20 protein-coding genes are annotated in these 20,377 nt (G+C 65.0%); 12 read left to right on the top strand and 8 right to left on the bottom strand.

Going from position 1 to position 20,377, the window contains the following annotated elements; genetic code table 11:
• Positions 1–6 precede the first annotated feature (6 nt).
• Positions 7–507 carry a DUF2939 domain-containing protein gene (locus H597_RS33425; RefSeq protein WP_051293909.1) on the top strand — a complete coding sequence of 167 codons (501 nt, stop codon included), beginning with the start codon at positions 7–9 and terminating at the stop codon, positions 505–507.
• Between the two features lie 15 nt (positions 508–522).
• Here H597_RS33425 and H597_RS0118800 read toward each other — a convergent pair whose 3' ends face one another.
• The 7 genes from H597_RS0118800 to H597_RS0118770 form a co-directional block, all read right to left on the bottom strand.
• Positions 523–1,134, bottom strand: a complete 612-nt coding sequence (locus H597_RS0118800; RefSeq protein ID WP_028103495.1) for a M15 family metallopeptidase — start codon at positions 1,132–1,134, stop codon at positions 523–525.
• Positions 1,131–1,922 carry a peptidoglycan recognition protein family protein gene (locus H597_RS0118795; protein ID WP_028103494.1) on the bottom strand — a complete coding sequence of 264 codons (792 nt, stop codon included), beginning with the start codon at positions 1,920–1,922 and terminating at the stop codon, positions 1,131–1,133. Before H597_RS0118795 ends, H597_RS0118800 begins: the two co-directional genes overlap by 4 nt.
• Positions 1,923–1,936: 14 nt before the next feature.
• Positions 1,937–2,854: an N-acetylglucosamine kinase gene (locus tag H597_RS0118790; RefSeq protein ID WP_028103493.1), complete on the bottom strand. Its 918-nt coding sequence runs from the start codon at positions 2,852–2,854 to the stop codon at positions 1,937–1,939.
• A 70-nt stretch (positions 2,855–2,924) separates the two neighbouring features.
• Positions 2,925–4,526 (bottom strand): glycoside hydrolase family 10-like protein, encoded by a 1,602-nt coding sequence (locus H597_RS0118785; RefSeq protein WP_083941182.1) that lies wholly within the window; start codon positions 4,524–4,526, stop codon positions 2,925–2,927.
• A 99-nt stretch (positions 4,527–4,625) separates the two neighbouring features.
• Positions 4,626–5,891 carry an MFS transporter gene (locus H597_RS0118780; protein WP_028103491.1) on the bottom strand — a complete coding sequence of 422 codons (1,266 nt, stop codon included), beginning with the start codon at positions 5,889–5,891 and terminating at the stop codon, positions 4,626–4,628.
• Positions 5,892–5,925: 34 nt separating this feature from the next.
• Complete coding sequence (gene murQ, locus H597_RS0118775; protein ID WP_028103490.1) at positions 5,926–6,807, bottom strand: N-acetylmuramic acid 6-phosphate etherase; 882 nt, start codon at positions 6,805–6,807, stop codon at positions 5,926–5,928.
• A gap of 52 nt (positions 6,808–6,859) precedes the next feature.
• A complete protein-coding gene (locus H597_RS0118770; RefSeq protein WP_028103489.1) occupies positions 6,860–7,600 on the bottom strand; it encodes a GntR family transcriptional regulator in 741 nt (246 codons plus the stop codon).
• 286 nt (positions 7,601–7,886) lie between these two features.
• On the opposite strand from H597_RS0118770, the gene H597_RS0118765 reads away from it, so the two are divergent.
• Both H597_RS0118765 and H597_RS0118760 read left to right on the top strand, forming a co-directional pair.
• On the top strand, positions 7,887–9,140 hold the full coding sequence (locus H597_RS0118765; RefSeq protein ID WP_028103488.1) for a D-amino acid dehydrogenase: 1,254 nt from the start codon (positions 7,887–7,889) through the stop codon (positions 9,138–9,140).
• Positions 9,140–9,592 (top strand): DUF6714 family protein, encoded by a 453-nt coding sequence (locus H597_RS0118760; RefSeq protein ID WP_028103487.1) that lies wholly within the window; start codon positions 9,140–9,142, stop codon positions 9,590–9,592. Before H597_RS0118765 ends, H597_RS0118760 begins: the two co-directional genes overlap by 1 nt.
• Here the strand turns inward: H597_RS0118760 and H597_RS0118755 are convergent, their stop codons facing one another.
• Positions 9,593–10,084, bottom strand: coding sequence for an RNA 2'-phosphotransferase (locus H597_RS0118755; protein WP_307580315.1), 492 nt, complete (start codon positions 10,082–10,084; stop codon positions 9,593–9,595). It abuts the gene before it with no gap.
• Between the two features lie 84 nt (positions 10,085–10,168).
• Here H597_RS0118755 and H597_RS0118750 point away from each other — a divergent pair, with 84 nt between their 5' ends.
• Genes H597_RS0118750 through H597_RS0118710 form a run of 9 tightly spaced genes read left to right on the top strand, consistent with a single transcriptional unit; the run spans position 10,169 to position 20,376 of the window.
• Entirely contained in the window at positions 10,169–10,597 is a 429-nt protein-coding gene (locus H597_RS0118750) for a YchJ family protein (protein ID WP_028103485.1), read from the top strand.
• A gap of 15 nt (positions 10,598–10,612) precedes the next feature.
• Complete coding sequence (locus H597_RS0118745) at positions 10,613–12,220, top strand: carboxyl transferase domain-containing protein (RefSeq protein ID WP_028103484.1); 1,608 nt, start codon at positions 10,613–10,615, stop codon at positions 12,218–12,220.
• 12 nt (positions 12,221–12,232) lie between these two features.
• Positions 12,233–13,018: an enoyl-CoA hydratase/isomerase family protein gene (locus H597_RS0118740; RefSeq protein WP_028103483.1), complete on the top strand. Its 786-nt coding sequence runs from the start codon at positions 12,233–12,235 to the stop codon at positions 13,016–13,018.
• Positions 13,019–13,030: 12 nt separating this feature from the next.
• On the top strand, positions 13,031–14,359 hold the full coding sequence (gene bioA / locus H597_RS0118735; RefSeq protein ID WP_028103482.1) for an adenosylmethionine--8-amino-7-oxononanoate transaminase: 1,329 nt from the start codon (positions 13,031–13,033) through the stop codon (positions 14,357–14,359).
• Between the two features lie 2 nt (positions 14,360–14,361).
• Positions 14,362–15,546, top strand: a complete 1,185-nt coding sequence (gene bioF, locus H597_RS0118730; RefSeq protein ID WP_028103481.1) for an 8-amino-7-oxononanoate synthase — start codon at positions 14,362–14,364, stop codon at positions 15,544–15,546.
• 1 nt (position 15,547) lies between these two features.
• Positions 15,548–16,312 (top strand): dethiobiotin synthase, encoded by a 765-nt coding sequence (gene bioD, locus H597_RS0118725; protein ID WP_028103480.1) that lies wholly within the window; start codon positions 15,548–15,550, stop codon positions 16,310–16,312.
• 13 nt (positions 16,313–16,325) lie between these two features.
• Entirely contained in the window at positions 16,326–17,366 is a 1,041-nt protein-coding gene (bioB, locus tag H597_RS0118720) for a biotin synthase BioB (RefSeq protein WP_051293908.1), read from the top strand.
• A gap of 34 nt (positions 17,367–17,400) precedes the next feature.
• Entirely contained in the window at positions 17,401–19,431 is a 2,031-nt protein-coding gene (locus H597_RS0118715) for an acetyl/propionyl/methylcrotonyl-CoA carboxylase subunit alpha (protein ID WP_028103478.1), read from the top strand.
• 9 nt (positions 19,432–19,440) lie between these two features.
• On the top strand, positions 19,441–20,376 hold the full coding sequence (locus H597_RS0118710) for a 2-hydroxyacid dehydrogenase (protein WP_028103477.1): 936 nt from the start codon (positions 19,441–19,443) through the stop codon (positions 20,374–20,376).
• The last annotated feature ends 1 nt before the right edge of the window (position 20,377 follow it).

Below are 20,377 nucleotides of genomic sequence, written 5' to 3'. Positions count from 1 at the left end.
CAGCAAATGGCAAAGCAAGGTAAGCGTATTCCAGCGGCGGCGCTGGCCGTGGCCGCCGCGGTGGCGGCGTATTGGTATTGGTCACCGCTGCTCGTGGTGCACCAGATGAAGGAAGCGGTGCGCGAGCATGACGTGGCGGCGTTCAACAGCCACGTGGACTTTCCGGCGCTGCGGGAAAACATGAAGGATGGCATGGCAGCCAAGCAGGACGACGGCGCGCTCGGCGGCCTCGGACGGCTGCTTGGCGGTGTCATGGTGGACGCCCTGGTGCGCCCGGAGTCGGTCATGTTCATGCTGGAACATGGGGATTTCGCGAAGAAGCGCCGTGAGCAGCGCAGCGACGAGACCGCGCGGGATAGCAGCACCCCGGCCACTGAAGAAAATAAGCCGAAATGGGTAACGGAGCGCGAGGGCGTCAACCGCTACATCGTGCGCAACGAAAAGGTCGCGCTGGTCTTTATCCGTAGCGGCTTCTGCGACTGGAAGCTGTCCGAATTCCGCATGTAGGCAGCCGATTCCTGGCTACAGGACGCGCGTATAGTCGCGGCGCACCAGCACACGGTCGCCGCAATCAAAATGCCACCATTCGCTGTTGATGCCGGCGAAGCCCGCCTGGAACATGGCGTCGCGCAGCAGTTGGCGGTTGGCCGCCTGCGCCGCGCTCAATGCTCCGCTCGCCAGATGGCGCGCCTCGAGCGCGGGATGCGACAGCTCCGTCATGTCATCGAAGCCGGTGCCCATATCCAGTTCCCGCCCCGACGGGTCGAGGAGGGTGATATCGACCGCCATGCCGAAGGAATGGATCGAACCGCGCTCCGGCGGCGCCAGGTACATCTGCAGGCTGGTGCCGGCCAGCGCGTCCCAGAGCTGTTCCTGCACGCGGTGCGGGCGCAGGGCATCGAGCAGCAGCACTTGGTGGCCCGGTGCGCGCTGCGCCAGCCAGGCAACCACCTTCTCGATGGCGGCCGCGGCTTCGCGGTGCAGCCAGGCACAATCCAGCGGCGAATACAGGTCGCGCCCGACGAAATTGCCGGCGCCGGCGTAGCGCAGGTCGACCGCGATGCCGGCGATGCTGTCCAGGTGGCGGAAATCAGGGTGGCCGGGCACGTCTTCGCTGCGCAGGGTGTTGCTCATTGCTTGGGCTTGGGCGCGGTCAGCACATCGAGGATGGCGGCGGATTCGGCGTCCGGCACCCCGTCCCACTTGCTGTTGCGGTATTTGGCCTGGAAGGCCACCAGCACATTATGGGTTTCCGGATCGAGCACGCCGGTTTGCGGCGTGGCATAGCCGTGCAGCGCCAGCTTTTGCTGGAACCAGGCGATGTCGGGCAAGCGGGCCTCGTACTGCGGGCGCACCGCCGCCACGGCATTGGCATCCGGCCAGGCGATCAGGCCTTCATCGGCCAGGCGCTTCCAGGGGAACATTGGGCCGGGGTCCTGCTTGCGCTGCGGGGCGACGTCGGCGTGGCCGAGGAAGTTCTCCGGAGCGATCTGGTGGCGCTCCTTGATCTGCTTGAGCAGGGCCACCAGCTGTTCCACCTGGCGCTCGCTAAAGCCATACCAGTGGCGGCCGTCCGCCTCGTCCTTGAAGCCGGGATTGACGATTTCGATGCCGATCGAGCTGCTGTTCAGCGCGGTATACCCCTTCCAGCTGCTTAGCCCGGCATGCCAGGCGGCGCGGTTTTCATCGACCAGGGCATACACGCGCGGCTGCTCCTCGTCGGTGATCAGGTAGTGCGCACTGACTTCCTTCTCGGTGAGCAGCATGATCGAGCGCGGCAGGTCGGACACCGTGTAATGGAGCACGACGAAACGCACGCGGCTGCTCTGTCCCTTGGACGTCAGCGAATGGTCGATGTGGGGCAGCTGGGTGGCGCAGCCGGTCAGCAAGGCGATCAGGGAGGCAAGCAGGAGTTTCTTCATTGTTCTCTTGAGTTTCAGTTGCGTGGCCGGGCGGCCATCCGTGCCGCCGCATGATGCGGCTTGGCAGTGCGTTTTTGCAAATTCAATCCAGGCGGCAACTCCGCGCGCATGGCTTCGAAGACCAGGGGGTGCAGTTCGGCGGCGCGGCCGGACAGTACCAGCGGCCGCGCGCCGAAGCGCGTCACCAGCGCCAGCCCAAGGCGGGCCAGTTCGCGTCCGGCCTGCAGCAGAATATGGCGGGCGGCCGGGTCGGCGCCGGCGCTCATGGCGACAGCCAGGGCCAGCTTGCCGATTTCGCCGCGCTCCTGGGTGTAGATGAAGTTGCGCGAGTAGCTCCAGTCGCTGCCGCCGACATGGTCGAACACGGCCAGGGCCATCGGCGATTCCTGCCATGCGCCGGGCGTTTCGTCCTCCAGGCGCCAAATGCGGCGCATTGCTTCCCGGGCAATCCAGAAGCCGCCGCCGGCATCGTCCAGCGTGACGCCGCGGCCGCCGGCGCGGTGGAATTCGCCCTGCTCGTCGATATACGCGGCGATGGAGCCGGTACCGGCGTAGACCAGGTAGCCCTGGCCGGGCTCGAACGCGTCCAGATAGGCCACTTCGATATCGTTGCACAGGGTGATGGCGTCCAGGCGCACCCCCAGCAAGGTGGACAGCCAGTCCACCAGCACATTGCCGTCGCCGCCGAAGCCGGTCAGCCCGGCGCAGATGCGCAGGGGCGCGCCGGCTTCCAGCACATCGGTCGCCAGACGGCTGAAGGTGGCGTGCACTTGCTCGCGGCCGGCCGGCTTGGCCATTTGCAGGGCCGAAAGCCCGGCCACTGTGCCTTCGGCCACGATCTCGCCTGCCGGGTCGGACAACGCCCAACGCGTTTCCGTGCCGCCAGCATCAATTCCCAGGCCCAAGGTACGATCGGTGTCAGGTTTGCCCATGATCTGTCGAGTGTACGGTAATACCACTGCAACTTAACACGAAAGGCTGAGCAGCACGCATTTTCGGCCGCTACAGAGCGGCGGAAACCCTCGGGCTTTCGTTGCCAAGGCGGTCGACGGCGGAAACCACCACGCTGCGGGCCGGCACGCCGTTGTCGTCGGTCAGTACCACTTCGCTGCGGTTGGCTGGCACCACGTTGAAACGCCACTCCTCGCCATAGCGTGCCCAGATGGCAAGATGGGTGGCGCGGGTGGCATTGCCGAGCATGAGCGCCAGGCCGCTGGCGTGGCGCTTGACCGAGACGCTCGGTGCCGGCGGCGCCTCGCTGCCCAGCCATGGCGAAGCCGGTATCAGGGCCGGGCCCAGGTAGCGGGTGGATTTCAGCTGGTCGGCGACGCCCTTGCGGTTCTGCATCAGGGCGGCGATGCTGAAATGGATATGGCCGTTCACGTTGCCGCGGCTGCGCATCAGGTCGACCTGTTGCACGATTTCCTCCGGCGCAAACGATTTGGCGCTGTCGTCGATGCGGCTGGTGTACAGGCCCGGCCAGATATGGCGGCCGCGCTTGTTCTGCCCCAGCCAGTAGTCGAGCAGCACAGGGAAAGCCTGCGGCGGCTGCGCGATCGGCCAGTACAGCTGCGGCGCCAGATAGTCCAGCCAGCCGTTCTGCAGCCACAGTTCGGCGTCCGCGTACAGCTTGTCGTATTGGCTGAAACCCTGGATGCCGGGCGGGCGGCGGTCCGGGCGTCCGATGCCGAAGGGACTGATGCCGAAGCGCACCCAGGCTTTTTCCTTGCGGATGCCGCTGTAGATGGCCTCGATCAGCTGGTTGACGTTCTGGCGGCGCCAGTTGGCGCGGTCCAGGGTGCCGCCGCCCTGCAGGTAGCGCAGGAATGGCGGGTTGTCGGGGAAGTCCAGTTCCGGCTTGCTGCCGTTCGATGGCGCGTCCAGCGCCGCCTCGCCGCCGTTGGCGCCGGGCGCCTCGATCGGGTAGGGGTAGAAGTAATCGTCGATGTGGACGCCGTCGATATCGTAGCGGCGCACCACATCCAGGATGACGTCCAGGGTCTGTTGGGCCGCGGCTTCCTCGCCCGGGTCCATCCACAGGAACTTGCCGTACTGGCGCACGACCTGCGGCTTGGTGTTGGCAATATGCTCACGCGCGTTCGGCGTGCGGGCGGCGGAGTGGCGCGCGCGGTAAGGGTTGAACCAGGCATGCAGTTCCAGGCCGCGCAAGTGGGCCTGGCTGATCCAGAAGGCCAACGGGTCCCAGGCCGGCTCCGGCGCCTTGCCTTGCTGGCCGGTCAGGAATTCGGACCAGGGCTCCAGTTTGGACGGGTAAATGGCGTCGGCGCTGGGGCGTACCTGCAGCACAATGGCGTTCAGTTGCAGGGACTTGGCGCGATCCAGGATGGCGATGGCTTCCGCCTGCTGGCGCGCCGGCGGCAGGTTGCTGCGGCTTGGCCAGTCGATGTTGGCGACAGTCGACACCCAGGCGGCGCGGAATTCGCGCGGCGCGGCGGGCGGCTGTTCGCCAGTGATCGCCGGCTGCACGGGGCTGGCGGCGGCGACCGGCGCCGGGGCGGGGGCGTTTCCGCCCGTACCGCCGGCGGGCGAGGCAGCGCCTTCGCTGGCGGCCGGACCAATCGGCGTCGAGGAGCAAGCTCCCATCAATGCGGCCACGCCGGCCGCGGCTGCGGCTATCGACAGCCGCCTTTTCGCATTAAAAGACAAAACCAAATCCTCACATCGGCAGGAGCCGTATTCTACCTATTCGCGCCCGAACTCCGCGTCTATCTTGAGCAGCGCCGTCATGATGAAGGCCGGCACGGTTGCGGTGCAGGCATAAATGAAGAAATGCTGGTAGCCGAGAATCTCCTGCATCTTGCCGCTGACCATCTGCGGCAGCATCATGCCCAACGCCATGAAGCCAGTGCAGATCGAGTAATGGGCGGTCTTGTGTTCGCCCTGGCTGACCATGATCATATACATCATGAAGGAGGTGAAGCCCAGGCCGTAGCCAAACTGCTCCACCGCCAGGCAGCTGGAAATCCAGATGAAGTCCTGCGGCTGGAACTGGGACAGGTAGACGAAAATCAGGTCCGGAATATGGATTGCGATCGCAAAAGGCCACAGGCAGCGCTTCAGGCCGAAACGGGAAATCAGCCAGCCGCCCGCCAGCCCGCCGAGAATCAGGCCGATGATGCCGACCGTGCCATAGGCGATGCCGACGTCCGCGGTGCTCAAGCCAAGGCCGCCTTTTTCCAGCGGATCTTTCAGGAACGGCACCACCATTTTCAGCAGTTGCGACTCGCCGAGGCGGAACAGCAGAAGGAACAGCACGCTCACCACAATGCCTTCCTTGCGGAAGAAGGCGGCGAACGTCGCGAAGAATTCACGCATCGGCGCCGAAGTATGGGCCACGGGCTTGTCCTGCGCCGGTTTGGGCAGCGCGAAGAAGTGGTAGACCGCCAGCGCCAGGAAGACGGCGCCGGCCGCGCCGAAGGCGATCCCCCACGCCAGTCGCGGATTGCCGTAATACTTGATGACCTCCCCGGCCAGGAACAGCATCCCGCCGTTGCATGCCACATTGGCGGCGCGATAGAAGGTTCCGCGTACGCCGACGAATTCCGCCTGCTGCTTCTGCCGCAGGCCAAGCATGTAGAAGCCGTCGGCCGCGATATCGTGGGTGGCGGAGCTGAACGCCATCAGCCACATGACGCCCAGGCTAAGCTGGAAGAAATTCGATAGCGGCAGCGTGAATGCGACGGCGGCCAGCGACACGCCGAGCAGCATCTGCAGGATGGCGACCCAGGAGCGCTTGGTGCCGAACATGTCGATCAGGGGCGACCATAAGGGCTTGATCACCCACGGTATGTACAGCCAGGCGGTGTAAAACGCCATGTCCGCATTGGAAATGCCCAAATCCTTGTACATCGCGGTGGACAGCGCCGTGACCGCAAAGTAGGGAATGCCTTGGTTGAAATAGAGTGTCGGGACCCAGCCCCACGGGCTGCGTTGCTGCGCTCGATCCATTACGTCCTTTCTGGTCGGCCGGACGCAGTGCGGGTCAAATGGCGAGTGCGCCGCGCACGCTGCCCCTGGCCTGGTCCAGCAAGTCTCCCGCTTGCTGCACCGTGGTTTTCTTCAACAGGGCGACCACCGCCACTTTGACATGGAAGCCGCACTGTTCCAGCGCTATGCGGGCTGCCGCTTCGTCGGCGCCGGTGGCGTGCATGGTGAGCCGCACCGTGCGCGCAAACAGCTTCGCATTGGTCGGCTTCAAGTCTACCATCAAGTTTCCATAAACCTTGTTCAAGCGCACCATGATTGCGCTGGAAATCGTGTTCAGCACGATCTTCTGCGAGGTGCCCGCCTTCAAGCGCGTGCTGCCGGAAATGATTTCATTGCCGGTGTCGAGGACGATGCCGCATTCCGCCTCGCGCGCCACCGGCGCGTCTGGATTGTTGGCGATACCGATGGTCAGCGCCCCGGCGCCGCGCGCGGCTTCCAGTGCACCCAGCACATAGGGCGTGGTGCCGGAGGCGGCCAGCGCCAGCAGCACGTCGTTGGCGCCGGGCGCCAGTGCCAGCAGATCGCGCGCGCCGCTGGCGCGGTCGTCTTCCGCGCCTTCCACCGCGTGGAACATGGCTTGCGCCCCGCCGGCGATGATGGCGACGGCGCGTTCGGGCGGCCAGGAGAAGGTGGGGTAGAGTTCAACGCTGTCGAGTACGCCAAGCCGCCCGGAGGTGCCGGCGCCGGCATACAGCAGGCGCCCGCCGGCTTCGATGCGGGGCACGGCGGCATCGATCGCCCGCGAAATGGCGGGCACGGCGGCGCGCACGGCGTGTACCGCGCCCAGCTGGTCATCGGCAAAAGCAGCGACCAGCTGCTCTGTGGGATATTGGTCCAGCTCGCGATGCTGGGAACTGGGCGTTTCGGTCTTCAGCATGCAAGCAGTGTAATGCCAAATCGCCGGACCGGCCCAGGAGCGGGCCGCTGTGCTATGCGGCGCGGCGCATCTCGGCCACGAAATCGTAGTGATCGCTGCGGCAGTAGGAATGCGTGAGCTCGATCGCCTGGCCCGACTCCAGGTAGGCGATGCGGGTGATGAAGAGGACGGCCTGGCCTTCCGGCACTTCCAGCTGGCGCGCCAGTTCGGCCGACGCGTTCATGGCGCGGATGTGCTGCAGCGCGCGCGACGGTCCCTTGCCGACCGATTCCAGGTATTGGTACAGCGAATCGCCGATCAGTTCCGGATTGGCCACAATGGTTTGCGGCAGTACCGACACCTCGTAAGCCATCACCACATCGTCCGCCAGGCGCAGGCGTTCCAGGCGCGCCACGCGGGTGTTGGGCGAGAGGCCCAGGCTCAGCTGCTCATCGGCCGTGGCGGCGACGATGCCGCGCTTGAGCCAGCGCGAGCCGGGTTTGTAGCCGCGCTGCGACAGTTGTTCGGAAAAGCTGGTGAGGTTCGACAGCGGTTGTTCGATGCGGGGGGCGATGTAATTGCCGGATCCGCGGCGGCGCACTACCAGCCCCTGGTCAACCAATTGGTCGATGGCCTTGCGCGCCGTGACGCGCGAGACATTCAGTAATTCGGACAGCGTGCGTTCGGAGGGCAGCGCCTGGTCGACCTGGTAGCGTCCATTTCGGACATCGTCGCTCAACTTGCGGGCAATCTGCATGTACAGCGGCGAATTATCTTGTTGGTCTGGTTTGAATTCAGCGCCGGCGAGGCTCATTACATTTCTCCTATAAGCGCTAGTGTAATAGCGAAAGCCAAATCCCGCTGCTCTTTTCATTTCGCTTTTGGCATCAATGGCGGGGTTTACAGGCGGCTGGCACGCCTGCGGAACGCAGCAAAGCTTGTGGCCTGATTCCCACGTTCGCCCTAGACTTGAAGAGCGGACCGGGCAACGGCAGTCGCCTCGACTTCATCATCAGGGCACATGACCGCTACAATACGATTGGTTTGCCAGCGAGCAACATGTGCTTTAAGCTCAGGTCGTGGTGGAACGCGGAGATGGAATGTCGAATAGACGGCAAGTGGTGGTGATTGGCGGCGGCGTAGTCGGCCTGGCGTCGGCATGGTGGCTGCTCGAAGCAGGCTTCCGGGTGACGCTGCTCGAACGCGCCCCTACTGTTGCCAGCGCGGCCAGTTACCGCAACGGTGGCCAGCTGAGCTATCGCTACGTTTCCCCCTTGGCCGATGTCGGGGTACCGAAGAAGGCCCTGGAATGGCTGTTCGAAAAGGATGGCCCGCTGCGCTTTCGTCCGGAAGCCGACTACCGCCAGTGGCGCTGGATGGCGCAATTCCTGCGCAACTGCAATGCCGAAGCCAATGCCCGCACCACGGCCAAGCTGCTGGAGCTCGGCGAGCTCAGCCGCCAGTCGCTGGCGCAGCTGGAAATCAACCTGCCGCTGTCCGAATTTGGCTGGCGCAACGCCGGCAAACTGGTGGTGTACCGCAGCGAGGAAGCGTTCAAGGCCGTCCTCGACAAGCACGATACCGACAGGAACCGCGCCGTCCTGTGGGGCAGGGATGCGGCCCGCATTGAACCGGCCCTGATCGACCTGGCGCCGAAGCTGGCGGGCGGCATTTTTAACCCCGGCGAGGCGGTGGCCGACTGCTACGCTTTCTGCCTGGCGCTGGAAAAGCGCATCTATGCCCACCCGCGCTTCGAGCGCTGCATGCACACGGCGGCGCGCACCATCTTTGTCGAAAAAGGCAAGGTGACGGCGATCGAGACCGACGCCGGCTGGGTCTCGGCCGACCATTACGTGCTGGCGGCCGGCATCAAGAGCCGCGACCTGGCGGCCACCGCCAATCTCGACCTGCCGATCTACCCGCTAAAAGGCTACAGCCTGACCGCGCCGATCCGCAGCGAGCATGTGGCGCCCAATATCAGCGTGACGGACTTCGAGCGCAAAACCCTGTTCGCGCGCATCGGCAACGACTTGCGCGTCTCCGCCATGGTCGACCTGGTGGGGGAAAACAACAGCATCGACCGGCGCCGCGTCGCCAGCCTGAAACGCCTGGCGCGCGAATCGATGCCGAATGCCGCCGATTACGAGGAGGCCGAAGCCTGGGCCGGCCTGCGTCCGGCCACGCCAAACAGCGCGCCCATCATCGGCCCCACGCCTTACCGCAACCTGTGGCTGAACGTCGGGCACGGCCCGCTGGGCTTCACCTTTGCCTGCGGCAGCGCAAGCCTGCTGGCCACCATGATGCGCGGCAATGAGCCGCCATTCGCCCTCGATTGCCTGGCGTATCGTAAATAATGCCTCCGCCTATTAACCAAGAAGAACTGATCGCGCGGATCCGCCTGGCCTGGGCCGACGCAACGCCGCCCGCGGCACACAATATATCCGGGCCTACCCATGATGATGAGGGCGTCTCTGCCTATTTTGCAGGCAAATCCTGGGAAGGGCATAGCGCGCGCGCCCTGCGCGGCCTCGAGTTCGCGACGTCGGTGTTTACCGATGAGGCATTTGCCTATTACCTGCCAGCCTACCTGATTGCCGCCATTGAAGATCCTGACACCTTGGACGTGGTTGTCGACGGCACACTGTCCGCGCTGGCGCGCAAGGAGCATGGGCGAGCAGTCATCGCCCGTCTCGATGCGCAACAGCGGCAGACGCTGCGCGACTACATGCGCCTGCTCCAGGAGCGCGGCGGCTATTTCATGGACCACTATATCGCCAATATCGAAGCCAGCCTGGAGGCGTGCTGACTAGCGGAGGTAGTGCGCCGGAACAGTGTCGGTCAGCCAGACGCCGTTTTCCGACAGGTAAAAGAGATGGCCGTCGCGTGCCATCCGCCCCGATTCCACGGTCAGGATGGCCGGCTTGCCATGCCGGCCGCCCACTTTTTCAGCGGTCGCGAGCTCGAGTGAAAGATGCACATGCTGGCGCGAGGCAGCGTGCAGTCCATTTTCCCTGATGGAGTCGAGGAAGCGCGTGGCGGTTCCGTGATACAGCTGTTCGGGCGGCGTCTGCGGCGCCAATTCCAGCTCGATGGCGACCGAATGGCCCTGGTTGGCCCTGATCTTCGTGCCGTCCTCGCTGATGGCAAAACGCTGCTTCTCGCATTCCGCGACGATGGTTTCGAGCAGGGTGCGGCTTAATCTGCTTCCCCTGGCATTGGACAGGGCGATCAATTCGTCGATGGAGGCCCAGCCATTGCGGTCCAGGGTCAGCCCGATTTCTTCTGGTTGATGACGCAAGATCAGGCTGAGGAACTTGCTGGTACTGTTGTTATGCATTTGGCACATTTTATCGCATTCGCCGATATGGCGGATAATGGCGGGATGTCCAAATCCAAGACCCCTGTCGGCTGCCCTTGCGGCGGTCCTTCTTTTGAGACGTGCTGCGGCCCCTTCATCGAGGGTAAAGCCCTGCCGGCGACGGCTGAACAGCTGATGCGCTCGCGCTATGCCGCCTATGCGCTGCGGAATGAGCCATATCTCTTGTCAACCTGGCATGAAACCACCCGCCCCAGCGAGCCAATTATTCAGCAGGATGAAAAGCTCCAATGGCTGGGACTTGAGGTAAAATCTGCTTTACGTTTACGTCAACGTAAAGCAGAGGCCCAGCCGAACGAGGATTTCGTCGAATTTGTGGCCCGCCTGCGTGTCAATGGCCGCGGCCAGCGCCTGCATGAGCTGAGCCGCTTCCTGCGCGAACCGGGCGAGGGAGGCTTGCGCTGGTTTTACGTCGACGGCGAATTTCCAGAATAAGAGAAGAGGACGACAATGCCGCATATCGAAAGCAAACTCAATCCGCGCAGCGAGGACTTCAAAGCCAATGCCGGCGCCATGCAAGCCCTGGTCGACGATCTGCGCGCCAAGGTCGCCAAAGCGGCCCAAGGCGGCGGCGAAGCGGCCAGCGCCAAGCATGTGGCGCGCGGCAAGCTGCTGCCGCGCGACCGCGTGCAGATGCTGCTCGATCCCGGCACGCCCTTCCTCGAGTTCTCGCAACTGGCTGCATTCGATATGTACGACAACGCCGCGCCCGCGGCGGGCGTGATCACCGGCATCGGCCGCGTCTCCGGCCAGGAGTGCGTGATCGTCTGTAACGACGCCACGGTAAAAGGCGGTACCTATTACCCGATGACGGTGAAGAAGCACCTGCGCGCGCAGGAAATCGCCGAACAGAACAATCTGCCCTGCATCTACCTGGTGGATTCGGGCGGCGCCAACCTGCCGAACCAGGACGACGTGTTCCCGGACCGCGACCACTTCGGCCGCATCTTCTTCAACCAGGCCAATATGTCGGCCAAGGGCATCCCGCAGATCGCGGTGGTGATGGGTTCCTGCACCGCCGGCGGCGCCTATGTGCCGGCCATGTCGGACGAATCGATCATCGTCAAAGAGCAGGGCACCATCTTCCTGGGCGGCCCGCCGCTGGTGAAGGCGGCGACCGGCGAAGTGGTTTCCGCCGAAGACCTGGGCGGCGGCGATGTGCACACGCGCCTGTCCGGCGTGGCCGACCACCTGGCGCAGGACGATATGCATGCGCTGTCGATGGCGCGCACCATCGTCTCCAACCTGAACCGCCAGAAGCCGCAGCAGGGCGTGCTGCGTGAAGCGGCGGAGCCGAAGTATGCGCCGGAAGAGCTGTACGGCGTGATCCCGGTCGATACCCGCAAGCCTTTCGATATCCGCGAAGTGATCGCGCGCATCGTCGACGGTTCCGAGTTCGATGAATTCAAGGCCCGCTACGGCACCACCCTGGTGTGCGGCTTCGCCCATATCTTCGGCATGAAGGTCGGCATCATCGCCAACAACGGCATTCTGTTCTCCGAGTCGGCACTGAAAGGCGCGCACTTCATCGAACTGTGCTGCCAGCGCAAGATTCCGCTGGTTTTCCTGCAGAACATCACCGGCTTCATGGTCGGCCGCAAATACGAAAACGAAGGCATCGCCCGCAACGGCGCCAAGATGGTGACCGCGGTCGCCACCGCCTCGGTGCCGAAATTCACGGTGATCATCGGCGGCTCCTTCGGCGCCGGCAACTACGGCATGTGCGGCCGCGCCTACTCGCCGCGCATGCTGTGGATGTGGCCCAACGCGCGTATCTCCGTGATGGGCGGCGAACAGGCGGCGGGCGTGCTGGCCACCGTCAAGCGCGACGGCATCGAAGCAAAGGGCGGCAGCTGGAGCGCCGAGGAAGAAGCGGCCTTCAAGCAGCCGATCAAGGAGCAGTACGAGCATCAGGGCCACCCTTACTATGCCTCCGCGCGGCTGTGGGACGACGGCGTGATCGATCCGGCCGACACCCGCATGGTGCTGGGCCTGGGCCTGTCCGCCGCGCTCAACGCGCCCATCCCGGACACGAAGTTCGGCGTGTTCCGCATGTAAGGAGAGGCGAAGATGAGCTACGACACCCTGACCGTCGACATCAGCGGCAAGATCGCCACCGTCACCCTGAACCGCCCGGACGTGCGCAATGCCTTCAACGAGCATGCGATCAACGACCTGGCGCGCGCCTTCTCGGAGCTGGGCCGCAACGAAAACGTGCGCGCCATCGTGCTGGCCGGGAACGGCCCGGCCTTCTGCGCGGGCGGCGACCTGAACTGGATGAAGAAGATGGCCCATTACACCCACGAGGAGAATGAGGCCGACGCCATGCAGCTGGCGCAAATGCTGCGCACAATCTACCTGTGCCCGAAACCGACCATCGCGCGCGTGCATGGCGATTGCTATGCGGGCGGCATGGGCCTGGTCTCCGCCTGCGACATCATCGTCGCCGTGCCGGAGGCGAATTTCTGCCTGAGCGAAGTGAAGCTGGGACTGATCCCCGCCACCATTTCGCCGTATGTGATCAAGGCGATGGGGGAGCAGGCTTCGCGCCGCTATTTCCTCACCGCCGAACGTTTCAGCGCCGCCGAAGCCCACCGCATCGGCATGGTGCACGAACTGGTCGCCGCCGATGCACTGGACGCCAGGATGGCGGAAGTGCTGAAGGCCCTGGTGACCAACAGCCCGAACGCAGTCAAGGAAGCAAAAGTGCTGGTGCGCGACATCGCCGGCAAGCCGGTGAACGACACGCTGCTGGCCGACACGGCCGAACGCATCGCGCATATCCGCGCTTCCGAGCAAGGCCGCGAAGGCGTCACCTCCTTCCTGGAAAAGCGTAAGCCGGGCTGGCTGAATTGAACGGAGCAGTTTTTGGAAGTGAACCAACAAAGCGATTGGGTCGCGCGTAGCCTGAAGTCTGTCTGGCACCCGTGCACCCAGATGCAGCACCATGAAACGGTACCGCTGATTCCCGTCAGCCATGGCCGCGGCGTGTGGCTGTACGACCATCAAGGCAACCGCTACCTGGATGCGATCAGCTCCTGGTGGGTGAACCTGTTCGGCCATGCCAACCCGCGCATCAACGCGGCGCTGCGCAAACAGCTGGACATGCTGGAGCATGCGATGCTGGCCGGCTTCACCCACGAGCCGGTGATCCAGCTCAGCGAACGCCTGGCGGCGCTGACCCAGGACCAGCTGGGCCACGCCTTCTATGCGTCCGACGGCGCGTCGGCGGTCGAAATCGCCTTGAAAATGAGTTTCCATGCCTGGCGCAATATGGGCCAGGGCGGCAAGCAGGAATTCGTTTGCCTGAAGGGCAGCTACCACGGCGAGACCATCGGCGCGCTGGCCGTGACCGATGTGGCGCTGTTCAAGGACGCCTACGGTCCGCTGCTGCGCGCCACGCAGACCGTGATGTCGCCGGACGCGCGCCAGGCGGCCGAAGGCGAAACGGCGGCCGACGTGGCGCGCCGCGCCGCCGCCGACGTCGAGCGCATGTTCACTGAACGCGCCGGCAAGATCGCCGCCATCATCATCGAACCGCTGGTGCAGTGCGCCACCGGCATGGCGATGCACGACCCGCTCTACCTGAAACTGGTGCGCGGGCTGTGCGACAAGCACGGCGTACACCTGATCCTGGATGAAATCGCCGTCGGCTGCGGCCGCACCGGCACTTTCTTTGCCTGCGAACAGGCCGGCATCTGGCCGGACTTCCTGTGCCTGTCGAAGGGCATCAGCGGCGGCTACCTGCCGCTCTCCATCGTGCTGTCGCGCGACGAAATCTACCAGGCCTTCTACGATGCCGACGTGACGCGCGGCTTCCTGCATTCGCACTCCTACACCGGCAATCCGCTGGCTTGCCGCGCCGCGCTGGCGACGCTGGACATCTTCCAGGAAGACCATGTGCTGGAGACGAACAAGGCGCGCTCGCGCAAGCTGACCGAGGCCCTGGCGCCGCTGGCGCACCACGAGCACACCGAAAACTTCCGCCACCGCGGCATGATCTGGGCTTTCGACGCCGTCGGCGCTACGCCGGGCTTCTCGCGCCGCTTCTTCACCGAGGGCACGCGGCAGGAGTTGCTGCTGCGCCCGATCGGCAATACCGTGTACCTGATGCCGCCCTATATCCTCAGCGACGAGGAAATCGACGGCCTGGCCGCGCGCACGCTGTCGGTCTTCGAGAAAACGCGGGTGGGCTGAACATGGAATTGCTGGCAAAACTCGAACAGCACCTGCAAGGCCTGCATGACCAGAGCCTGATCCGCAAGCGGCGCTCCGTCGAAACCCCTTGCGCGCCGCGCATGACCGTCGACGGCCGCGAACTGCTGGCCTTCTGCAGCAACGACTACCTCGGGCTGGCAGCGCATCCGCGCCTGGCCGAAGCGATGCACCAGGGCGTGCAGCTGTACGGCACCGGCAGCGGCGCCGCCCACCTGGTCAGCGGCCATAGCCGCGCGCACACCCTGCTGGAGCAGCGCCTGGCCGAGTTCATGGCGCCGCACCTGGTCGCGGCGCAGGCGCTGTATTTCTGCACCGGCTACATGGCCAACCTGGCCGTGATCACCGGCCTCGCGGTCGGCGACAAGAACACGGAAATCTTCAGCGAATCGCTGAACCACGCCTCGCTGATCGACGGCGGCCGCCTGTCGCGCACTTCGCTGCGCGTCTATCCCCACGCCGACCTGGCGGCGCTGCGCGAGATGCTGGAGACCAGCACGGCGACCAATAAGATCGTCGTTACCGACGCCGTCTTCAGCATGGACGGCGACCTGGCCCCGCTGCCCGAGCTGCTGGCCCTGTGCGAGCAGCATCAGGCATGGCTGGTGGTCGACGACGCGCACGGCTTCGGCACGCTGGGCGAGAACGGCCGCGGCGCCTTGGAGCACTTTGGCCTGCGCTCGCCTTACCTGGTGTATGTCGGCACGCTGGGCAAGGCCGCCGGCGTGGGCGGTGCTTTCGTCGCCGCGCATCGCACGGTGATCGAAACGCTGATCCAGCGCGCCCGTCCTTATATCTTCACCACCGCCGCCCCGCCGGCCCTGGCGCATGCCTTGCAAGCGAGCCTGGACATCATCTCCGGCGACGAGGGCCGCGAACGCCGCGCCCACCTGCGTGCCCTGGTGGCACAATTGCGGGATGGCCTGCGCTTCGAGCGCTGGCACCTGATGCCGTCGCAAACGGCGATCCAGCCGATCGTGATCGGCGAAAACGAGGAGACCATGCGCCTGGCCGCGGCGCTGTACGAGCAGGGCATCTGGGTAGGCGGCATCCGCCCGCCGACCGTGCCCGCCGGCACCGCGCGTTTGCGCGTGACCCTGTCCGCAGGCCACAGCCACGACGACGTGGCCCGCCTGGTCGAAACATTAAACAAACTGGAAAGGAACTGATATGGCGCTTGAAGACCCTGTCATCGCTCCAGAGCCCCAAGCCGCAGCGGCCGTTGATATGCCGCCGCGCTTCGCCTGCTTCGTGGCGGGCACCGACACCGAGATCGGCAAGACGCTCACGTCTTCCGCGATGCTGTACTCGCTGGTGAAACACGGCGCGCGCGCCTGCGGCATGAAGCCCGTCGCGGCGGGCGCCGTGATGAAAAACGGCCAGTTGCACAACGACGACGCCGACCAGCTGATCGAAGCCAGCAATGTGCATTTGCCGCAGTCGCTGACCACCCCCTTCATGCTGAAGGAACCGGCCGCGCCGCATATCGCGGCCGCGCTGGAAGGCGTGGCGATCGACCCCGTCCCGATCCTGGCGGCCTACGTGGAAATCGCGGCGGCCACCGATGCCATCGTGGTGGAAGGCGTGGGCGGTTTCCGCGTGCCGCTGACCGAGGACTTCGACACCGCCGACCTGGCCGGTCAGCTTGCGCTGCCGGTGGTGCTGGTGGTGGGCTTGCGCCTGGGCTGCATCAACCACGCCCTCTTGACCGTCGAGGCGATCGAGTCGCGCGGCCTGAGACTGGCGGGCTGGGTTGCCAACACGCTGGAATTTGAAATGACTTTCGCGGACGAGAATATCGCCGCGCTGGCAGCGCGCATTCCCGCGCCGCTGCTGGGCCGCATTCCGCGGCTGGCGAAACCGACTGCCGCCGCCGCCGCCGAATACCTGGACTTCACGTCCCTGCCGAACTGGCCGGGCCGCCGCAACAAGTAAGAGAGGAAGAAATATGTCCCTGCAAGAACCTAAAGCCGTCCAACTGCACCGTCCGACCGCCGCCATCAAGCTGCCGGAGGCCGCCACCTGGCCCCTGGAAGACGTGATGGCGCTGTACGCACTGCCATTCAACGATTTGATGTTCCGCGCACAGGAAGCCCACCGCGCCCACTGGCCGGATGGCGATGTCGAACTGGCGACCCTGCTCTCGATCAAGACCGGCGGCTGCGAAGAGGATTGCGGCTACTGCCCGCAAGCCGCGCGCTACGACACGGGCGTGGAAGCCAAGAAGATCCTGGACCTGGACACCGTGCTGGACGCGGCCAAGCAGGCCAAGGACAACGGCGCCACCCGTTTCTGCATGGGCGCCGCCTGGCGCAGCCCGAAAGAGCGCGACATGGAAAAAGTCGAAACCATGGTGCGCGAGGTGAAGGCCATGGGCCTGGAAACCTGCGCCACCCTGGGCATGCTGGAAGCGGCGCAGGCGCAGCGCCTGAAGGACGCGGGCCTGGATTACTACAACCACAACCTGGACACCTCGCCGGACTTCTACGGCGACGTGATCTCCACCCGCCAATACCAGGACCGCCTGGACACGCTGGGCCACGTGCGCGACGCCGGCCTGAAGGTCTGCTGCGGCGGCATCGTGGGCATGGGCGAAACGCGCGAGCAGCGCGCCGGCCTGATCGCCCAGCTGGCCAACCTGAACCCATACCCTGAATCGGTACCGGTCAACCACCTGGTGCAGGTGGAAGGCACGCCGCTGCACGGCCTGGACAAGCTGGACCCGCTGGAATTCGTGCGCACCATCGCCGTTGCCCGTATCACCATGCCGAAGGCGCGCGTGCGCCTGTCGGCCGGCCGCCGCGAGCTGGGCGAAGCCGTGCAGGCCATGTGCTTCATGGCCGGCGCCAACTCGATCTTCTACGGCGACAAGCTGCTGACCACCGATAACCCGGAAGCCAACGACGACCGCGCCCTGCTGGCCAAACTGGGCCTGCCGACCCGCGGCGCCGTGCTGGACTCGGTACAAAAAGAAGCCTGCGGCTGCTAACTCGTACTCATACAAAGAAGAATAGAGAGAGACAATGTTCAAGAAAATCCTGATTGCCAACCGTGGCGAAATCGCTTGCCGCGTCGCCGCGACCGCGCGCCGCCTGGGCATCAAGACCGTGGCCGTGTATTCGGACGCGGACGCGAATGCCAAGCACGTCGCCGTGTGCGACGAAGCGGTGAACATCGGCCCGGCCGCCGCCAAGGAATCCTACCTGTGCGGCGACAAGCTGATCGCGGTGGCGCTGGCCACCGGCGCGGAGGCGATCCACCCGGGCTACGGCTTCCTGTCGGAGAACGCGGAGTTTGCGGAGGCCTGCGCCGAAGTGGGCCTGGCCTTCATCGGCCCGCCGGCTTCCGCCATGCGCGCCATGGGCTCGAAATCGGCCGCCAAGCAGCTGATGGAGAAAGCCAATGTGCCGCTGGTGCCGGGCTACCACGGCGACAATCAGGACGCAGGCTTCCTGCAGGAACAAGCCGACCGCATCGGCTACCCGGTGCTGCTGAAGGCTTCGGCCGGCGGCGGCGGCAAGGGTATGCGCGTGGTCGAGTCGTCGGAAGCGTTCAAGGACGCGCTGGCCTCCTGCAAACGCGAGGCGATCAGCTCTTTCGGCGACGACAAGGTGCTGGCGGAGAAATACCTGCAGCGCCCGCGCCATATTGAAATCCAGGTGTTTGCCGACACGCACGGCAACTGCATTTACCTGTTCGAGCGCGATTGCTCCGTGCAGCGCCGCCACCAGAAAGTGCTGGAGGAAGCGCCTGCGCCGGGCATGAGCGCCGAGCGCCGCGCCGCCATGGGCGAAGCCGCCGTGGCGGCCGCGCGCGCCGTGGGCTACGTCGGCGCGGGAACGGTGGAATTCATCGCCAACCAGGACGGCAGCTTCTACTTCATGGAGATGAACACCCGCCTGCAGGTTGAGCATCCGGTGACCGAAATGATCACCGGCACCGACCTGGTGGAATGGCAGATCCGCGTCGCCGCCGGCGAGCAACTGCCCAAGAAGCAGTCCGACCTGGCCATCAACGGCCACTCGATTGAAGCGCGTATCTACGCCGAAAATCCGGAGAAGGGCTTCCTGCCGTCGATCGGCACGCTGCGCCACCTGGAAACCCCGGCCTCGGTGAACTTTGAACTGGGCGGCGTGCCCGGCCATCCATGCGCCGTGCGTATCGATTCCGGCGTGCGCGCAGGCGATGCGATTTCGCCCTTCTACGACCCGATGATCGCCAAGCTGATCGTGTGGGGCGCGGACCGCAAACAGGCCCTGGCCCGCATGGCGCAAGCCCTGGCGCAGTACCAGATTGTCGGCCTGGCGACCAATATCGCCTTCCTGAAACGCCTGGTGGAAGGCGACGCCTTCGCCAACGCCGACCTGGATACCGGCCTGATCGAACGCAACCATGACGCGCTGTTCCCGCCGGCGCGCTCGATCCCTGTCGCTGCCGTGGCGCTGGCCGCGGTGTCGCTGATCGAGGAAGAGAAAGACAAGTCGGCGGCGCAATCGGGCGCCAATCAAGGCGATCCCTGGGGCCAGGCGCTCGGCTGGCGCATGAATTTCCATTACGCGCGCAAGCTCGCCTTCAGCGACGAGCATGGCAAGCAGTACGCGCCGATGCTGACCTACCTGCCGCACGGCTGGCACTTCGAGATCAAGGGCCTGGAAGTCGCGCTGTCCCTGTTCCGGCAAGACGGCGTGGACCTGAGCATCAAGCTGGGCGAAACCTCGGTGCACGGCACCGTGCGCCGCGACGGCGACGTGTTCCACGTGTTCACCGGCGGCGGCCACTATGTGCTGGAGTATAACGACCCGATGGCGCACGCCGGCGAGTCCGAGGCCGAAGGCGGCCGCCTGACCGCGCCAATGCCGGGCAAGGTTGTCGCGGTGCTGGCCGAGAAGGGCAAGGAAGTGAAAAAGGGCGATGCGCTGGTCATCATGGAAGCGATGAAGATGGAGCACACCATCTCCGCTCCGCACGACGGCGTGGTTGAAGAAGTCCTGTACGCGGTCGGCGACCAGGTGGCGGACGGTGCTCCGCTGCTGGCCTTCAAAACCGCCGCTTAAGGGGTCGGCATGCGCATCCTGCTGTATCGCGCGGATGGCAATACCGCGCCCTGGATCAAGGATTTTGCCGATTTGATGCCCGAAGCGGAGGTGGTGGTCTGGCGCGAAGGCGTCGGCGAGATCCCCGCCTGCGACTATGCCGTGCTGTGGACGCCGCCCCAGTCCATGCTGGCGGACCTGGCCCGCGTCAAGGCCATTTTCCTGACCGGCGCGGGCGCCGATGCGATCATGAAGTACTCGCAGGCGATCCCGCCGCACATCCCGATCGTGCGCTTGAACGACGCCGGCATGGGCATGCAGATGGCGGAGTACGTCACGCATGCCGTGCTGCGCTACTTCCGCCGCCTGGATGAATACGAGGCGCAAGCCCGTGCCGGCGCCTGGCTGCAGCTTGAGGCGCGCGACAAGGCGGACTTCACGGTCGGCGTGATGGGCGTGGGCGCGCTCGGCACCCAGGTGATCGAGGCGCTCAGGCCATTCGGCTTCCCGCTGCGCGCATGGAGCCGCACGGCGAAGTCGCTGGCCGGCGTGGAATGCTTCCATGGCGAGGATGGACTGGACGCTTTTCTCGGTTCCTCGCGCGTGGTGGTCTGCATGCTGCCGCTGACGCCGGAGACGGTGAATATCCTGAGCCGCAGCAATATGCAAAAGCTGCCGCAAGGGGCATACATCATCAACGTCGGACGCGGCCCGCACATTTCCGACCCAGACCTGCTGCCGCTGATCAAATCCGGCCACATCGCGGGCGCCACGCTGGACGTGTTCCGCAACGAACCGCTGCCGGCCCCGCATCCGTTCTGGGAAGAGCCGCGCATCACGATCACGCCGCATATCTCCGCCCTCACGCTGCGCCGCGAAAGCATCGAGCAAATGGTGGGCAAGATGCGCCAGCACGCGCGCGGCGAACAGGTCGCCGACGTTATCAATCGCGAAAAAGGATACTGAA

The organism is Pseudoduganella violaceinigra DSM 15887 (assembly GCF_000425385.1).
Classification (GTDB): domain Bacteria; phylum Pseudomonadota; class Gammaproteobacteria; order Burkholderiales; family Burkholderiaceae_D; genus Rugamonas; species Rugamonas violaceinigra.
Note: the sequence above shows the minus strand (reverse complement) of the source record. Positions and strands in the feature narration are given on the sequence as shown.

Coding starts and splice junctions, on each gene's coding strand:
- H597_RS33425 (WP_051293909.1), top strand. CDS start 7: ATGGCAAAGCAAGGTAAGCGTATTCCAGCGGCGGCGCTGGCCGTGGCC.
- H597_RS0118800 (WP_028103495.1), bottom strand. CDS start 1,134: ATGAGCAACACCCTGCGCAGCGAAGACGTGCCCGGCCACCCTGATTTC.
- H597_RS0118795 (WP_028103494.1), bottom strand. CDS start 1,922: ATGAAGAAACTCCTGCTTGCCTCCCTGATCGCCTTGCTGACCGGCTGC.
- H597_RS0118790 (WP_028103493.1), bottom strand. CDS start 2,854: ATGGGCAAACCTGACACCGATCGTACCTTGGGCCTGGGAATTGATGCT.
- H597_RS0118785 (WP_083941182.1), bottom strand. CDS start 4,526: ATGGGAGCTTGCTCCTCGACGCCGATTGGTCCGGCCGCCAGCGAAGGC.
- H597_RS0118780 (WP_028103491.1), bottom strand. CDS start 5,891: ATGGATCGAGCGCAGCAACGCAGCCCGTGGGGCTGGGTCCCGACACTC.
- murQ (WP_028103490.1), bottom strand. CDS start 6,807: ATGCTGAAGACCGAAACGCCCAGTTCCCAGCATCGCGAGCTGGACCAA.
- H597_RS0118770 (WP_028103489.1), bottom strand. CDS start 7,600: ATGAGCCTCGCCGGCGCTGAATTCAAACCAGACCAACAAGATAATTCG.
- H597_RS0118765 (WP_028103488.1), top strand. CDS start 7,887: ATGTCGAATAGACGGCAAGTGGTGGTGATTGGCGGCGGCGTAGTCGGC.
- H597_RS0118760 (WP_028103487.1), top strand. CDS start 9,140: ATGCCTCCGCCTATTAACCAAGAAGAACTGATCGCGCGGATCCGCCTG.
- H597_RS0118750 (WP_028103485.1), top strand. CDS start 10,169: ATGTCCAAATCCAAGACCCCTGTCGGCTGCCCTTGCGGCGGTCCTTCT.
- H597_RS0118745 (WP_028103484.1), top strand. CDS start 10,613: ATGCCGCATATCGAAAGCAAACTCAATCCGCGCAGCGAGGACTTCAAA.
- H597_RS0118740 (WP_028103483.1), top strand. CDS start 12,233: ATGAGCTACGACACCCTGACCGTCGACATCAGCGGCAAGATCGCCACC.
- bioF (WP_028103481.1), top strand. CDS start 14,362: ATGGAATTGCTGGCAAAACTCGAACAGCACCTGCAAGGCCTGCATGAC.
- bioD (WP_028103480.1), top strand. CDS start 15,548: ATGGCGCTTGAAGACCCTGTCATCGCTCCAGAGCCCCAAGCCGCAGCG.
- bioB (WP_051293908.1), top strand. CDS start 16,326: ATGTCCCTGCAAGAACCTAAAGCCGTCCAACTGCACCGTCCGACCGCC.
- H597_RS0118715 (WP_028103478.1), top strand. CDS start 17,401: ATGTTCAAGAAAATCCTGATTGCCAACCGTGGCGAAATCGCTTGCCGC.
- H597_RS0118710 (WP_028103477.1), top strand. CDS start 19,441: ATGCGCATCCTGCTGTATCGCGCGGATGGCAATACCGCGCCCTGGATC.